The organism is Pseudoalteromonas sp. P1-9, from assembly GCF_001399975.1.
GTDB lineage: Bacteria > Pseudomonadota > Gammaproteobacteria > Enterobacterales > Alteromonadaceae > Pseudoalteromonas.
Genome location: NZ_LKBD01000015.1, coordinates 25,603 through 41,634, shown reverse-complemented (window position 1 = coordinate 41,634; position 16,032 = coordinate 25,603). Strand labels below are relative to the sequence as shown.

Annotated in this window: 14 protein-coding genes; 8 read left to right on the top strand and 6 right to left on the bottom strand. The window is 39.9% G+C overall.

The genetic code is table 11. The features are described from left to right. Window position 1: 1 nt before the first annotated feature. Window positions 2–472, bottom strand: coding sequence for a bacterioferritin (gene bfr, locus AN214_RS11040; RefSeq protein WP_054979786.1), 471 nt, complete (start codon window positions 470–472; stop codon window positions 2–4). Window positions 473–704: 232 nt separating this feature from the next. Between bfr and AN214_RS11035 the strand changes: the two genes are divergently transcribed. Next, complete coding sequence (locus AN214_RS11035) at window positions 705–944, top strand: hypothetical protein (protein WP_054979785.1); 240 nt, start codon at window positions 705–707, stop codon at window positions 942–944. A gap of 57 nt (window positions 945–1,001) precedes the next feature. On the opposite strand, the gene AN214_RS11030 is transcribed toward AN214_RS11035, so the two are convergent. Both AN214_RS11030 and AN214_RS11025 read right to left on the bottom strand, forming a co-directional pair. Beyond that, window positions 1,002–1,691, bottom strand: coding sequence for a diguanylate cyclase domain-containing protein (locus tag AN214_RS11030; protein ID WP_082428556.1), 690 nt, complete (start codon window positions 1,689–1,691; stop codon window positions 1,002–1,004). A 74-nt stretch (window positions 1,692–1,765) separates the two neighbouring features. Continuing rightward, the gene (locus AN214_RS11025; RefSeq protein WP_054979783.1) at window positions 1,766–3,172 is read right to left on the bottom strand and encodes a YdiU family protein; all 1,407 of its coding nucleotides are present in this window, start codon (window positions 3,170–3,172) and stop codon (window positions 1,766–1,768) included. A 30-nt stretch (window positions 3,173–3,202) separates the two neighbouring features. Here AN214_RS11025 and AN214_RS11020 point away from each other — a divergent pair, with 30 nt between their 5' ends. The 3 genes from AN214_RS11020 (at window position 3,203) to AN214_RS11010 (ending at window position 7,733) form a co-directional block, all read left to right on the top strand. Then, window positions 3,203–4,156 carry a hypothetical protein gene (locus AN214_RS11020; RefSeq protein ID WP_152960756.1) on the top strand — a complete coding sequence of 318 codons (954 nt, stop codon included), beginning with the start codon at window positions 3,203–3,205 and terminating at the stop codon, window positions 4,154–4,156. A gap of 2 nt (window positions 4,157–4,158) precedes the next feature. Further along, entirely contained in the window at window positions 4,159–5,331 is a 1,173-nt protein-coding gene (locus tag AN214_RS11015; protein WP_054979781.1) for a cation:proton antiporter, read from the top strand. A 125-nt stretch (window positions 5,332–5,456) separates the two neighbouring features. Beyond that, window positions 5,457–7,733 (top strand): S8 family serine peptidase, encoded by a 2,277-nt coding sequence (locus tag AN214_RS11010; protein ID WP_054979780.1) that lies wholly within the window; start codon window positions 5,457–5,459, stop codon window positions 7,731–7,733. Window positions 7,734–7,795: 62 nt separating this feature from the next. On the opposite strand, the gene AN214_RS11005 is transcribed toward AN214_RS11010, so the two are convergent. The 3 genes from AN214_RS11005 to AN214_RS10995 all read right to left on the bottom strand — a co-directional run bounded on the left by AN214_RS11005 (window position 7,796) and on the right by AN214_RS10995 (window position 9,484). Beyond that, window positions 7,796–8,305: a hypothetical protein gene (locus AN214_RS11005; RefSeq protein WP_054979779.1), complete on the bottom strand. Its 510-nt coding sequence runs from the start codon at window positions 8,303–8,305 to the stop codon at window positions 7,796–7,798. 173 nt (window positions 8,306–8,478) lie between these two features. After that, complete coding sequence (locus AN214_RS11000) at window positions 8,479–8,862, bottom strand: YacL family protein (protein ID WP_054979778.1); 384 nt, start codon at window positions 8,860–8,862, stop codon at window positions 8,479–8,481. 181 nt (window positions 8,863–9,043) lie between these two features. After that, the gene (locus AN214_RS10995; protein ID WP_054979777.1) at window positions 9,044–9,484 is read right to left on the bottom strand and encodes a hypothetical protein; all 441 of its coding nucleotides are present in this window, start codon (window positions 9,482–9,484) and stop codon (window positions 9,044–9,046) included. A gap of 167 nt (window positions 9,485–9,651) precedes the next feature. Between AN214_RS10995 and AN214_RS10990 the strand changes: the two genes are divergently transcribed. The 4 genes from AN214_RS10990 to AN214_RS10980 all read left to right on the top strand — a co-directional run bounded on the left by AN214_RS10990 (window position 9,652) and on the right by AN214_RS10980 (window position 16,007). After that, entirely contained in the window at window positions 9,652–11,652 is a 2,001-nt protein-coding gene (locus AN214_RS10990; RefSeq protein WP_235576744.1) for a S9 family peptidase, read from the top strand. A gap of 238 nt (window positions 11,653–11,890) precedes the next feature. Next, window positions 11,891–12,994, top strand: a complete 1,104-nt coding sequence (locus tag AN214_RS10985; protein WP_054979775.1) for a branched-chain amino acid aminotransferase — start codon at window positions 11,891–11,893, stop codon at window positions 12,992–12,994. A 246-nt stretch (window positions 12,995–13,240) separates the two neighbouring features. Beyond that, complete coding sequence (locus AN214_RS23010; protein WP_235576743.1) at window positions 13,241–13,720, top strand: MCP four helix bundle domain-containing protein; 480 nt, start codon at window positions 13,241–13,243, stop codon at window positions 13,718–13,720. Beyond that, window positions 13,707–16,007 (top strand): methyl-accepting chemotaxis protein, encoded by a 2,301-nt coding sequence (locus AN214_RS10980; protein ID WP_235576742.1) that lies wholly within the window; start codon window positions 13,707–13,709, stop codon window positions 16,005–16,007. Before AN214_RS23010 ends, AN214_RS10980 begins: the two co-directional genes overlap by 14 nt. The last annotated feature ends 25 nt before the right edge of the window (window positions 16,008–16,032 follow it).

Sequence of the window (16,032 nt, the reverse complement as noted above, 5' to 3'; positions counted from 1 at the left end):
CTTACTCCTCAATTTGGCTTTGTAGGTAATTTTCAATACCGATGTTGCCGATCAGTGAAAGCTGTGTTTCTAACCAATCAATATAGTCTTCTTCATACTCGAGAATATCTTCGAGTAGTTCTCGGCTAACGTAATCTTGTTTGTCTTCACACAATGCGATTGCTTGTTTTAATAAAGGAACTTGGTCCATTTGCATAGCAAGATCACATTCAAGCATTTCAGTGGCATTTTCGCCTATGCGTAATCTCTCTAAATGCTGAAGGTTTGGTAAACCTTCTAAGAATAAAATGCGTTCTATTAAATCATCCGCTTGTTTCATGTCTTTAATTGATTTTTTATAGGCCTTTTCGTTTAGTTCCTCTAGGCCCCAATTTTTGAACATACGTGCGTGTAAAAAAAACTGATTAATTGACGTTAATTCATGTGTAAGCACTTGATTTAGCGTTACCAGTACGTCTTTATTTCCTTTCATTACGATTACTCTACGCGATACTAGATGTACTAACTCTAGCGCATATAAAATGAGAAACAAGGGGTCTAAAAGACTGTTTTTATATTAAAAATTCAATAACCTAGCTAAAATGTTTAAGCAATTTTAAAGGCTATTGAAAATGATTGTTAATTGGTTTAGTAACCAAGTTTGAACTATGCAATTTTTAACAATGTACTAAACTTGGAATATTGGGTGGTAAAGGTCAAGCACTATGAAAATTGCATTTAATAAAGCCATTGCAGTTACATTATTATTTGTTATCACAAGCACGCTTTTACTCAATATTCTTATGTCAGAATACACTGGCTGGACTAAAAAATTGGCATGCTACGACAAATGTGAAACACTCGGGTTTGAGTCATGTGTGTTAAAAACGAGTAAAAGCGATATACATCAGCATCAATGCAATGGCATTAACAACAACGATATTATCGTGTTGGTACTAAATTAACTTGAAACCAACATGTATTGCTCATCAAAATTAGGTCAATAAAGCCTATTGATAAACTTAAATCAATTGGTCTTCAAGCTCAGTAAAGAGGTTTTCTAATTCTGCTTTGTTGTACACAGAGCTTGCTGCGCAGCTGAATTTTAACGGCTGGCCAAGTAATTTGTCTTTATTGATTGTAATTGCTTCAAAGCCTTTTTTTAGCGTTTCTACATCACCTTGCTCAAGCCCAGGGCATACACAAATAAACTGCCCTGCTTGCCAATATGCAACAAGCTGATCGCCAGTTAGTTCTTTCGAAATATGATATAAAATTTCAATTAAAACATGTTCAATAACTGTCTGACCAAGTAACGAACGAATACTTTCAAGTCCTTCAATATCTACTAACAACACCCCTACTGGGTATTCTTTGTTTTCGTTTACTTGATTCAATATGCGTTGGACGGCACGTCTATTAGGCAAATTTGTCATTGGGTCAATCATTGACAACTCTTCGGCATAAAGCGAAAACGCTTTTGTATCTTGCCAACGTCTGTAGGCATACGCCGAAAACCCTAACGACAACACACACAACGTAGGAATCACTTCCGCAATCCCCCTAACCCCAACTTCGTGGCTAATATGATGAAGCCATTCAATCACGTTGAACAACAAGAATAGAAAGTAACTCACAACAAATAACAAAATCAGCGCAATTAAGTCCCAAAACATACGCTTTCTTATTTGTTGTTTTATTACGTCTATCATAACTGCTCTCGGCTCTACTTAACTGCTAATTGGGTTTTCCTCAGAGTATAGCAGTGTGCAATGGGTTAACGTGCTTATGTGCCGCAAAACGTACGATAACTTGTATCAAAATGGTGGTTAGCGTGAAGTTCGTTAGCGCTTTGATTGTTTAATAATGCAAAATAATGCGAAATGATTTGAGGTGCCTGCTCGGGATTAGTTACACACTTATCAAGCAAGGTTTCAATGTCGCTGTTGGAAAAATATGCATTTTGTATAACATGACACATTCGTGGTATTAAGTCCAATTTTCGCTGTGATTGCCATAACTTAAACCATTCTGATTTAACAATATCGTAGTCACCATGTATGTTTTTTTCAGACATTGCCAATTGACTAAACGCACCATTAAAATCTTTTTGTTCCTGTTCGAGATACTTCAATAATGCTTGAACAACTGGTTTCGATTGAGGTTCTTTAGGATCAAGGGCAAGCTTTTCACACATTCGCTGGTGGAAATAGCTTTCATATTTTTGTGGAAACAAATTCAATACATTTGAAAGTAACGATATCGACTTGTCTTCATCTTGTGCGACAAGTCCAATGAGACTCTCGGCTAAGCGTGCAAGATTCCAGTGCATTATGCCTGGTTGATTACGGTACGCGTAGCGCCCTTGCCTATCGATACTGCTAAACACTTGCTCAGGTTTGTACACTCCCATAAATGCACATGGTCCAAAATCAATACTCTCTGCACTTAACAAAATATTATCGGTATTCATAACCCCGTGAATAAAGCCATAAGCCATCCAACTTGCTACTAGATCAGCTAATCGTTCGCTTACGACCTCAAACAATGAAAGGTATGGATTTTCATGATCGATAAGTTCTGGGTAAAGTTGCTTTATTGTGAAATCGGTGAGTGTTTTTAATACATCGCTTTCTTGATGCATCGCCGCGAATTGGAACGAGCCAATGCGTAAGTGGCTTTTTGCAACTCGGCATACAACTGCGGCTTGCTCAAGGTCATCGCGCATTATCTTATCGTCGCCTGCAACCACGTACAGACTGCGCGTTGTATCAACCCCCAGCTTGTGCAGGTATTCACTTACGACATATTCTCGCAGCGCAGCTCTAAGTGTTGAGCGACCGTCACCACCTCGTGAGTATCGCGTTCGCCCACTGCCTTTAAGTTGCAAATCGTAATGTAACGTATTCTCTGCGCTCACTTGACCAAGCAAATGCGCACGGCCATCACCAAGCTGAGGCGTTAAATTTCCAAATTGGTGCCCCGCATAACCAAGTGCAAGAGGATTGCATGAATCAATCAATTTATTACCCGCTAAAATAGCTGGATTTTGTGCATTAAAACTCGTAGGCAAATTCAAACTTGAAGCCAACTTATCGTTAAACACGATAGTTTTGGGTTGTTCAAGTGGTTCGGGTTTAATCGATTGAAATAACGCGTCAGGTAGTTCACTATAGTGTTGAATTAAAGACATAAACGATCCCCAAAATAATTTAGCGCCAACATGGAAAAGACGTGTGTAATGATTAAACCGTTATTCGACACTTTTGCTCAACTGCCTTATCAAATCGATTACGCACAACATCATTTTAATGTTGGAAATTATACACATTTAAGTAGGTTAACGCAGGCACAATTAGACGACTTAACGTTTTGTTTAAAGTACTTACAGAAAGTAGGCATAAAAAGCGAAAACAGTTTTAATCGTTTTCGTAATGAAATAGAAAAATTATTGCTATGGCTTTGGTTCAAACATAATTGTGGCTTGGTGTCGATTAATAAAGAGTTGTTAACCACATATACATTGTTTTGCCAATCCCCGGACGCCACTTGGTGTACTTTACAGCATAATGCGCGCTTTAAACTACGTAATGGTGAGAGACGTGTTAATGAAAACTGGCGCCCCTTTAAATCAGCGGTAATGAGTTATGAATCTCGCGCGTCTATGTTTACTGTGCTTAACCACTTCTGCGATGCCTTAACACAAGCTGCTATTATTGAAGACAATCCGGTAAAAACGCTTCGAAAAAGCGACCCAATTTTAAATAAAAAAAATAAGCCAATAACGCGCTCAAAAGCGATAAACGAAACCATTTTACGCAATGCGTTTGTGCGCTACGAAAACGACATTCATAAAATGCGAAACTTATTCTTGCTTTACTTAGTTAAGAAAGCGCAATTACCGCTGCAAGCATTTTCTCAACAAAACGCTGATTGCGCACCTCTATTAGCCCACCTAGACCTTAACGAACAGGTACTTTATGTTTTCGAGAATAATCAGTTAACCCCGCATCATTTGTGTGACATTGGGTTACAAATCGCAACATGTTACAAGCAGCTTCGCGGAAGTGCGCTTACGGTTGATGCCCCCTTATTTCACCGAGAAAGGGGCAATGGCAGTTATGAAGTCAGGCAGTTGCGACGTTTAATCACCGCCATGGAAAAAGAGATTAGCTAATTATGGAAAATGAATACGCAATTTTCGTTGCAGTTACGAGCTTAGTTATCGTCTATTCGCTTTTTGCCAAACGCATTGGGCAAGTAAGCATTACAGGCCCAATGTTTATGCTGTTTTTTGGCTTTTGTTTTGCGTATTTTTTTAGAGCACCTAACCACTTAGAATTTGATGTTTCTGCATTTCAAATTTATATTGAACTCACCTTGGCACTCATCTTATTTGGCGATGCGGCGAAAGCCAAAATATCGGTGTTAACGCACAGCTACGTCTATCCGCTTTTACTGTTACTCATAGCAATGCCGTTAACCTTTTTATTTGGAACCTATATTGGCACCACCTTGTTTCCTGACGAGCCGTTTATTCATTTAGCTTTGTTAGCGATTATTTTAACACCAACAGACGCAGCGCTCAGCAGCAACTTTATCGACAATCAAAAAATTCCGGCGCAAACACGTGAGGCAGTAAACGTTGAAAGTGGTTTAAATGACGGTTTGGCTGTACCCGTATTTTTATTGCTTTTATATTCCGCAAGCAATCAACAAACCTTAAACCTAACAAATACGCTTATGATTGCAGCAAAAGAAATCGGTGTTGCGGTTATTGTTGCTGTGGTTGTCTCGGTATTGGTCTTTAAACTTGTGATCTTTTCAGAAAAATACCGACTTTATAACAAACACAATGAAGTATTCATTTGCGTAGCTATCGCGATTTTAATCTTTTTAATTGCACAGCTATTTGGCGGAAGTGGCTTTTTTGCTGCCTTTATTGCGGGCTTGCTATTTGATTATAAATTTAAAAAGGCGTTTAAACCTCAGCGGCTCAGTAACGCCCATGCCTTAGCTAATACCTGCGCACTCATTATCTGGTTTATTTTTGGTAACTTTGCCTTTAGTTATTTGGTTGATGGTGTATCACTACTAGTTTTACTCTATTCATTGTTTGCATTAACTATTATGCGCATCATTCCCGTGTTGTTGTCTCTGCTATTTACACAACTTAACCTTAAACAACGATTTTTACTCGCATGGTTTGGTCCTAGAGGTTTAGCTTCGGTTGTTTTTACATTGATTTTATTGCAGCAATTAGACGGAGTCTCAGACCAATTAGTCGACGTTGCTATTTTAACAATAATTTTAAGCGTCTTTTTTCATGGAATAAGCTCACGAGTCAAGTAATCAAAGGTTTTGAAAACAATATACATTAACAATTGTTTACACTAGAAGATGTTAAATAGTTGTAAACTTATGTAACTCACTGTTACATTCCAAGTTCCTATAACGACAACAACCTGGGAACTATTATGACAAACAAACCTCTTAAGCTTTGTTCACTGGCAGCGGTAGCGCTTGCAGTTAACACCGCAGTAGCGACTGAAGCTGAAGGCTTATTAACTCTTAACCTATCTGACCGTGCAGCCGTAAAATCGCCTTTACCAAAGCGCTATATCATTAAATATAAAAACAATTCAGCGTTTATGAATTTTGCAAACTCAACAAATGTTCAGTTCGCAACTACTGACCGTTTATCAAAAATGGGCGTTAATAACGCACAGTTCAATGCATCAATTAACGCAAATATTGCGCGCCTATCAGATTCGCAATTAAAGCAATTACAAAACGACCCTAACATAGAATACATTGAAGAAGACTTACCGCGTCGCTTAATGGCACAAACACAGCCTTACGGCATTGCAATGGTACAAGCTGATCAGGTTGATGATTCTGTAGCATCAGGTGCAAATAACGGTAAAAAAATATGTGTAATCGACTCTGGTTTAGATCTTCCACACGAAGATATGGGTACTAATGGCGGTACCGTAACTGGCACAAACAACAGTGGTACAGGTAACTGGTATCAAGAAGGTGGTCCACACGGTACACACGTAGCGGGTACAATTGCAGCCATTGACAATGGCGTTGGTGTACGCGGTGTAATTGGTTCAGATCCGTCACTTCATATTATTAAAGTATTTAATGCAAGCGGTTGGGGTTACTCATCTGATCTTGTTGCGGCAATGAACGAATGTAAAAACGCAGGCAGCGACGTTATTAACATGAGTCTTGGTGGCTCAGGTTCTAGCACATCAGAGCGTAACGGAATTCAAGCAATTGCTGACGCTGGTTTATTATTAATTGCGGCTGCGGGTAACGATGGTAACCCATCAAATACCACTGATATTGAAAGCTTCCCTGCATCATATGATTCAGTAATGTCTGTAGCTGCGATTGACAGTGCTAAAGCTCTGGCTGATTTCTCACAAAAGAATAGCCAAGTTGAAATTGCAGCACCAGGTGTAGATGTGTACTCAACTTACCCAGAAGGTACAGGCCAAGTTGTTTCGTTATCTGTTGGCAACAATGCATACAGTGTTAACGCAATGGAAAACAGCGGCTCAGTTACTGCACCACTTTATGATTTTGCTACGGGTGAATCTACTGACTCTGGCGCAAACGGTAAAGTATGTCTAATTCAGCGCGGTAACATCTCATTCCACGACAAAGTTAAAAACTGTCAAGACAGCGGCGGCGTTGGCGCGGTAATCTATAACAATGCAGCAGGCAGCTTCGGCGGTACGTTAGGCGATACAAACCAAACATCAATTCCTGCTGTAACAGCAACCGACACTGATGGTGCAACAATGTTGTCTCAAACTGGTCTATCAGCAACAATTGATATTGGTACTGGTAACTACGGCATGATGAGCGGTACTTCTATGGCTTCTCCACATGTAGCGGGTGTAGCAGCGTTAGTATGGAGCCACCACCCAAGTTGTAGCGCAGACGATATTCGTAGCGCATTAAATACAACAGCAGAAGATTTAGGCGCAGCAGGTCGTGACGTGAAATTCGGTCACGGTTTAGTACAAGCGAAAGACGCTATCGACTATTTACAAGCAAATGGTTGTTCAGGCGGCACAACACCACCTAATCCAGGTGAAAATGTCCTTGTTAACGGTCAGACTGTATCGGGTATTAGTGCAAATACTAATGAAGAGATCCTGTACACATTTGAAGTACCAGCAGGTGCGACTGATGTAACAGTATCAATGAGCGGTGGTTCTGGTGATGCTGATTTATATACACAATTTAATGCAGCGCCTACAGACAGCAATTATGAGTGTCGCCCATATCAGTCAGGTAATAACGAAACGTGTAACCTAACGCAATCTGGCGGTACTTATTATGTACGCTTAAAAGCTTACAGCAGCTTTGCCAATGTAAGTCTTACTGCTAGCTACACCGAAGGAAACGACGGTGGTACAGGTGAACTTACGCCAATTAACGATACGGTAAACGACGTATCAGTTTCACGTCGCAGCTGGCAGCGTTATACAATTGACCTAGCAGCTGGTTACACTGACTTTAATGTAACCATGTCTGGCGGTACTGGTGATGCGGACTTATATGTAACGTATGGTGCTCAATCAACAACGAGCAGCTATGATTGTCGTCCATATGAAAGTGGTAACAATGAATCTTGTTCATTCAGCACACCACAGGCAGGTACTTGGTACATTGATGTATACGGTTATCGCGCAGCGAGCGGTATTACGCTAAACGTGCAAGCTAACCCATAAGCAACACAAAATCTTAATCATTTGAAAGCAAGGAAAGTGGTTAGCCACTTTCCTTTTTTGTATTAATAAACCTCTTGTGGGCCGTCAACCGCAACACATTTTTCATTTTTACACATGCCTTTTGGTTCAAATAGGTGCTGACAAATCCCCATTGTCCCCTCTAACGCATGTTTACTCTTTTCTAAGCGAATAAGTTCAGCAGTAAGTGCTTCAATTTCATCTTTATTACTGGTTTTAGATGATAAAACTGCATAACCACTTGCGCCACCACAGGGATTAACACCGGTTGACACGACATAACATTGCGCACTTGTGTCACAACTTACGTCCGATTGCGCAAGCTCAATACGTTCTTTAAAACCGTCTAGCGTTTTGCTGTCCGTTTTTGCAATGCTCACCTCTTTATCAAGATCTTTAAGCTTGTCTGATGTCTCTACTTTTTTAACGCTTTGCTGTGCTTGAGGCTTTAACTCTTGTTTTAATTCTTGTTTAACGTCGTTATTGCCATTAACTTCGTTGTCACCACACGCAGTTAACATAAAAAGCGCCGACAGCGCGATTATTTTTTTCATTGGAGCTACTCCTATTATTTAACCTCAAATATAAATTACACATATGCTTATAACTTTCATTTAAGCCAGCCTAAGTCTTTAACTCAGTAGAAATCACTCGCTAGGACGAATAAGTGCTTTTATATTTTCAAGACTTTGATACGGCGTAATTTTGTATCTTACATTCAAGTTATTTAAACACGATTATCCTTAAGAAAAAGATACCAGTCTTGTAACAAAGACACAAAATCATCTAAGCCGCATTCACTTAGATCATTTGTTGTATCAACCGATAGCATTTCTTGGTCAAACCGCTCTTGTTCAAAATCGCTAACGCCATGTTGGTTAACACGTACAGCCACTTCTCCATCGACAATCGACATTACCATCTCTTTACCTCGGAATTCGACATCATGGGTAAATGCGCTTGTTTTTTTATCAACTTGAACGAGCAAATCGTTCACGGCGCTACTACTTATGCCTGTTTCGTCGACAAGCCAACGGGCGATATTTGCTTGTTCATCGCTAATCAATAGTCGAAATCCATCGATCGGATCTTTGATAAACTGATATTCCACTACTTAAACTCTCATAACTAACTATGCTTCTAATTGTACTCGTTTGTTGTAACGACAACGACATCAATTTCGTGTTATTGCCAAATAAACGCCTCCCCTCGCAACACCGTTCACTAAGCTGCACACCGTTGCGCCGATTACAGTGAGTTACCAACTAGTATGATGTGTTCTTTTTGATTGTTTAAATAAAATAAAAATAACTAATTGCAAAGCCCAAGGTCATAATACCGTGTGGTAACATCACATGAGGCCAAAACAAGCTTCTGTAAAACAACGTTCTACCTTGCTTATTGAATTCACTACTCCAAGATGCATTTATTTGTAAACAATCAATCTCATTAATTGTACCGTTTAAATACCCTTCTATCTCTGCAATACGTTGATAATTAGCGCTTTGGAATGTTTTCCAATACCCTTCAATTAGCCAAAACAATAATGCCGCCATCGACGCATACAACAACACATTATACGTTTTGCTAAATGCTCCCGAGCTTAATACCGCCATTGCCAATGACACACTCCACGCCTTAATGGTTAGCGACTTAGCATCAAAGCTTTCTACACGTGCTTGTAAATGAAAGTATTCCTTTTCTAAAAAAACGATTTTTTGTTCTTCTGTCACTTTGTACTCCTTTTAAAAACAAGGCTCATCTTGCGGTTAGCACGGTTGTTTGTCTACTAAATTGTTCCATTCGTCCTGATTTCGCTGTTAAAGCCAATTAACTAAGATAAGGTGCTACAAACTAAAGTAATAAAAGGCATTTTATGTTTACTCCAACCAAAGCAATTATGCTTATTGGTGCGTTAACCGCGTATGCTGCACCCAGTTTTGCAAACACGTTTCAAGCAAACGACGTATTTCAGCTAGAATATGCAAATTCACTTAGCGTATCACCTAATGGCAAACACATTGTGTATGTTAGAAATAGCAACAACATCATGCGTGACGCCACTGATAAGCACTTATGGTTGGTAAATACTGAAACAGGTGATCAAACACCGCTCTTTTCTGATGATAAGCAATATAGTTCGCCTATTTGGTCACCAAGTGGCGATAAAATTGCATTTATTAGTAACCTCTCCGGACACAAACAAATACACGTCCACTACCTTAAACAAAACCGCACATCAAAAATTAGTAATGTGCAAAGTGGCGTTACTAACCTAACCTGGTCACCCGATGGAAAGTGGCTCGCTTTTAGCAAAAAAGTGGCTGAAAAACCAAGCGTCATCGCAAAAATGCCTACTGCACCTAAAGGAGCTAAATGGTCAAAGCCTGCCATTGTCATCGATAAAGCCTACTATCAAGCTGACGGCAGTGGCTTAGTAAAGCCCGGATATAATCAACTGTTTGTGATTCCTTCAGAAGGCGGAACACCGCGCCAAATCACTTCTGGCAATTATCATCACAAAGGCCGTTTAGCGTGGCGCCAAGATAGCAAAGCGATTGTGTTCTCTGCAAATCGTATAACAGACTGGGAATACAAAACGTTGGAAGGCGACTTGTTTCAAGTAGACGTAAACAACTTAGAGTTAACTCAGTTAACAAACGCGCCTGGACGCGAGTTCAGCCCACAATTTTCAGAAAATGGTAACAAGCTCGTTTATCTACAAAGCTCTAATGCACTGAATCCGTATCGCAATAACATCTTGAATGTAATGGATTGGCAAACGAAGCAATCAAGCCAAATTAAGCCAGACTTTGACCGCTCAGTTAACCAGCCAAGTTGGATTGGTAAAAACACCATCGCATTTAGCTATGATGATTTTGGTAAACGTAAAGTTGCCACTATGACTACAAAAGGCAAGTTAAAAGACTTAACTGATACGTTGTCGGGAACCACATTAGGTCGCCCATATATCAGTGGTGAATTTAGTGCAAATTACCAAGGTGATATTGCATTTACGCACGGTGCTGCAACAAAACCTGCCGATGTAGCGATAGTTTCAACAAAAGGTAAAGTTACCCAACTCACGGCGCTTAATAACGACTTACTAAACCATAAAACACTAGGTCAAGTTCACGAGATTAACTACAAGTCGTCTTTTGATGGGGAGCAAATTCAAGGTTGGTATATCACTCCGCCTAATTTTGATCCCAACAAACAATATCCAATGATTTTAGAAATTCATGGCGGTCCGCATTTAGCCTATGGCCCTCATTTTTCGGCAGAGCTACAGCGTTTCGCAGCCGAAGGCTATGTTGTATTTTATGATAATCATCGCGGCAGCAGCTCTTACGGTGAGCGCTTTGCGATGCTTTTAAAGTATAAGTACTCGTCGAAAGAAGACTTTGCCGATCACAATTCAGGCGTTGATGCGATGATAGCGAAGGGCTTTGTGAATCCCGACCAGATCTATATTGCAGGTGGTTCTGCAGGGGGTATTGCAACAGCCTACGCCATTGGCTTAACCGACCGTTTTAAGGCTGCGGTTGTCGTAAAACCTGTTATTAACTGGCTAAGTAAAGTGTTAACCGCCGACAGTGGCCTTCGCCAAATTCCTACGCAATTTCCGGGTATGCCTTGGGATAACGTTGAACATTATTGGCAGCGCTCGCCGCTCTCGCTTGTTGGTAATGTAACAACACCGACCATGCTGATCACAGGTGAAAAAGATTTACGCACGCCGATGGCTGAAACTGAGCAATATTATCAAGCGCTTAAATTACGAAAAATAGATACTGTATTGGTTAAAATTCCTGGCGCTTACCACGGTATTGCAAATAAACCGTCACGCATGATCAGTAAAATTGAACATACACTCGCGTGGTTTGAAAAATATAAATAATTTAAAAGTAGTAATTGGCGAACAACAATCAGGTTACCCAGCCTTAACGCCAGATAGACATTGACCGTTTTCCCAACCATTTTAAGCCAGTTTCGACTGGCTTTTTTTATGCCTGAATTTTCGCCTCACACAATTTGATAAATTTATTTACGTTTTAATTTTAATTTGATTAATTTCACCTTGATTATTTAAACGCTCAGCTTCACTATGCAGCTATCACCAACAGAATTAAATAATAATGAATATAGACTATCAACTACTGTCACCAGAATTAAGGCGCACAGCGCCGCTTGAACAATGCGATAACCTCGGATTCGGCCAGCAACGAACCGACCACATTTTTTTAATGGACTATAAAGACGGCCAATGGATAGCGCCGCGCATTGTTCCTTACCAAGCACTGCAATTAGCACCAGGCGCAATGGCATTACATTATGGCCAATCGGTTTTTGAAGGAGCCAAGGCGTTTTTACACCAAGACAATGAGATTTATACCTTTCGACTCGACAAAAATTGCCAGCGTTTAAATGTATCTGCCAGTATATTATCGATGCCCAGAGTACCCGAAGATATGCAAATGTTGGCAATACACGCATTGCTTGATGTAGAGCGATTATGGATGCCACGTGCAAATGGCGCATCCATGTATATTCGCCCATTTTTATTCGCTACTGAAGATAATTTATCGGTTAGAGCCAGTAACAGCTATACCTACGCCGTTATGTTAAGTCCAAGCGGTTCTTATTATCCAAAAGGAATGACAACCTCGCTTAAGCTACTAATTTCAAACACTTATCACCGAGCGGTGTCAGGTGGTACTGGAGCTGCTAAAGCAGCCGGTAACTATGCAGCATCATTACGTGCGCAAAAACAAGCTGCAAGTTTCTCAGCTGACCAAGTATTGTATCTTGATGCAAGCAACACGTACCTTGAAGAAGTTGGCGCAATGAATCATTTTCACATTACTAAAAGTGGCTATTTAGTCATTCCAGAATTTACCGACACCATCTTAAAATCAATCACTTCTGAATCTATTTTGGCTTTGGCAGAGCGTTTATCTGAAGAACTTGGCCTAAAACCGATACAACAAAAAATAGCGCTAACAGATTTCTTAAACGATATAAAATCGGGTGAGATAATTGAAGCTGGTGGATTTGGTACTGCAGCTGTTACTGCATCAGTAGGTCATTACATATTAGAAAATGGCGAGCATTATACGGTTGGAAACGGTGAGATTGGCAAGCACACGTTAGCACTTCACCAATTTTACAGTGATATGCAACAAGGTCGTATTAAGGCCCCAAGCGGTTGGTTACAAAAAGTAGCAACAAGCGCATTATAACCCGTTAACTATGGCTTAACTCGGTTTTTCCACTTCTCAGTTAAGCCTTATAATTTCCGTTATGTTTCCCTCTTCTCCTTGAAGCCTCTGAATTAACACTCATTTTTTGCCGATTTTCGATTCTTTGACTAGAGTAGTTATACCAATTGTTTTAATTTTGTCGATGGGTTTAGACATTACTCAACAGCATAATTAACAAAATTGGGGTTAGACTTATGTTTCTTTTGTCACACTCAGGGACGAAATATGAAAAGTATCAAAGCCAAGTTAATGACAAGTGTATTGATAGGCCTTTTTTCAATTCTTATCGCAGCACTTATTTCAGTATTTATTTTACGCTCGCTCGCTAAAGACTTTGACAATGTTATTAACCAAGAACTGGATTCACGTGAGCAAGTAAATAAGGTTTTGAGTAATTTCAAAATCCAAGTGCAAGAGTGGAAAAATATCTTGATCCGCGGTCACGATGCAACGCAATACAAAAAATACGTGAGTAGATTTACAGAGAAAGAAACTGAAATTCAAAACGACCTAGTATCTCTTCAAACTAAAGGTTATTTACCAACAAAGCTACGAAACCAAATATCAGAACTACAAGCACAACATAAAGAGCTTGGTAAGCAATATCGTGAGGGCTTAGTGCTATTTGAAAACGCCGGATTTAATACACAAGCCGGCGATAAAGCAGTTAAAGGCATAGATCGCCCTGTCGTTGCCGCCCTTTAACGCGCTTAGTGAAGAGATTAATCAAATTGCGCTACGCCAAACCTCTCGTTTAACAAAACAAAAAGACAGCTTAATTAATTACACCTTATTCGGTCTTTCGGTGATTACGCTATTAACCATTGCTTTATTACTGATATACATACGAATTTTAATCACAAAACCTATAAATCACGCAGCAAAAGTCGCAAACGAAATCGCTAACGGTAATTTGGAAAACCGAATAGTTGGTCATAACCGCGATGAGATTGGCTTATTGTTAAATGCATTGTCGCGCATGCAACACAATTTAAATGAGGCAAATAGAAACTTAACTAACCAAATGGAACACCAAAAAGAGGTTGCAAAAGTGAATGGGCGCATTAAACAAGCACTTGATAACGTAGCGACACCAGTCATGATGTGTGACAGCTCGCACAAGGTTATTTATTGTAATAACCAATGTAAGTCGCTGCTAAATAATCACCAGTCCAATATTCAAGCTACCCAGCCACACTTTACCAGTTCAGCCTTCCTAGACCACACAGATAGTCTGTTATTTGATAACCAACCACAGTTTGATGCATTGAAAAATGCTATATCGACTCAAGTTGAGTGTGAATTAACATACCAAGATAGCGTTATATTTGTAATTGCAGGACCAGTTAAAGATAACTCCGGTGACGTAATAGGCATTGTTTATGAACTTAATGATTTATCAGAACAACGCCGCGCAGAGCAGCAAGTTGCAACAATTATACAAGCTGCGGTTGAAGGCAAACTAGCAACACGCATAGATGCAAGTGAATTTGGCGGTTTTATGTTGACACTTGCAAACGGCATTAACCAAATGCTCGATGCCATCGTAAAGCCCGTTAAACAAACTCAAGAATATTTAAATTTAATTGGCAACGGACAGATCCCAAATAGCATATCAGGCGACTACAAAGGTGATTTTCTATTAATTAAAGAAAGCTTAGAGCAATCCACCAGCGCGATTGCAAAACTGATTAATGACACTAACGCCATTGTACAAAGCGCTGTTATTGGCGAATTATCGAAACGGGCAGACGCCGATAGTCACAACGGTGATTATAAGAAGATTATTGAGGGCATTAACGCAACACTAGATGCCATCGTTACGCCAATAAACAATACCTCTTTATATTTAGACCAAATAGCTAAGGGTGATATACCAAACACCATTAGTAACGATTACAAAGGTGACTTTTTGCAAGTTAAGCACAGTCTTGAAACCTGTTGTAATGCCATTGAAGGGTTAATATCAGATACTAACTTATTAGTTGACGCTGCATCGAGTGGCCAATTATCAACACGCGCCGACAGCAATAAGCACAGTGGCGATTTTGCAAAAATAGTTATTGGCTTTAACGACACCTTAGATGCAATTACCCACCCATTAAATGAATGCCAAGATGTAATGCAAGCGCTGGCCGATGGTAATTTATCTAAAACTGTACATGGTCATTATCAAGGGGAGTTTGACACATTAAAACAAGCGGTTAATCGTAGCGTTGAAAACTTATCGCTATTGGTAAAGCAAATTTCTGATACCGCCTCTAACATCACTGATTCTGCTGATGATATAAAACACGGCATCAACGATTTAAGCAGCCGAACCGAATCGCAAGCCGCATCAATTGAAGAAACAACCGCATCAATGCACGAAATCACTGAAACTGTTAAGCGAAACTCTGAAAATGCACAAGTTGCAAATCAACTCGCGACACAAGCAGATGAACAAGCGCAAGAAGGCGGACGATTAGTTGGAAATACAGTCGATGCGATGAAGGAAATAAGCACAAGCTCAAGTGAAATATCGAACATAATTGAGGTAATTAATGAAATTGCATTTCAAACTAATTTGCTTGCGTTAAATGCAGCTGTAGAAGCGGCAAGAGCTGGTGAAAAAGGTAAAGGGTTTGCGGTTGTCGCAGCGGAAGTACGCTCTTTAGCGCAGCGAAGCGCCGATGCGTCTAAAAATATAGCTGATTTACTCAATGATAGCGCAACAAAAGTAGAACACGGTATGGCGCTGGTAACCCAATCGGGTGATACGCTCGCATCTATCGTATCTAACATTCAAGAATTATCGGCGAATATGGCTAAAATAGCCGATGACAGTGCGGAGCAAGCCAACGGAATAAATCAAATCAATACCGCCATTAAGCAAATGGATGGCATTATTCAACAAAATAATGGGCTAGTAGAGCGTGCAAATGCATCCAGTAATAATATGGCCGAACGAGCAAACGAGTTACAGCAATTGATGACACGCTTCTCTCATTAACTTTGTTCTTATCGCCGCAACAAAA

Excerpts from the sequence above, each read along its gene's own strand:
- bfr (WP_054979786.1), bottom strand. The coding sequence starts at position 472 with ATGAAAGGAAATAAAGACGTACTGGTAACGCTAAATCAAGTGCTTACA.
- AN214_RS11035 (WP_054979785.1), top strand. The coding sequence starts at position 705 with ATGAAAATTGCATTTAATAAAGCCATTGCAGTTACATTATTATTTGTT.
- AN214_RS11030 (WP_082428556.1), bottom strand. The coding sequence starts at position 1,691 with ATGATAGACGTAATAAAACAACAAATAAGAAAGCGTATGTTTTGGGAC.
- AN214_RS11025 (WP_054979783.1), bottom strand. The coding sequence starts at position 3,172 with ATGTCTTTAATTCAACACTATAGTGAACTACCTGACGCGTTATTTCAA.
- AN214_RS11020 (WP_152960756.1), top strand. The coding sequence starts at position 3,203 with ATGGAAAAGACGTGTGTAATGATTAAACCGTTATTCGACACTTTTGCT.
- AN214_RS11015 (WP_054979781.1), top strand. The coding sequence starts at position 4,159 with ATGGAAAATGAATACGCAATTTTCGTTGCAGTTACGAGCTTAGTTATC.
- AN214_RS11010 (WP_054979780.1), top strand. The coding sequence starts at position 5,457 with ATGACAAACAAACCTCTTAAGCTTTGTTCACTGGCAGCGGTAGCGCTT.
- AN214_RS11005 (WP_054979779.1), bottom strand. The coding sequence starts at position 8,305 with ATGAAAAAAATAATCGCGCTGTCGGCGCTTTTTATGTTAACTGCGTGT.
- AN214_RS10990 (WP_235576744.1), top strand. The coding sequence starts at position 9,652 with ATGCTTATTGGTGCGTTAACCGCGTATGCTGCACCCAGTTTTGCAAAC.
- AN214_RS10985 (WP_054979775.1), top strand. The coding sequence starts at position 11,891 with ATGAATATAGACTATCAACTACTGTCACCAGAATTAAGGCGCACAGCG.
- AN214_RS23010 (WP_235576743.1), top strand. The coding sequence starts at position 13,241 with ATGAAAAGTATCAAAGCCAAGTTAATGACAAGTGTATTGATAGGCCTT.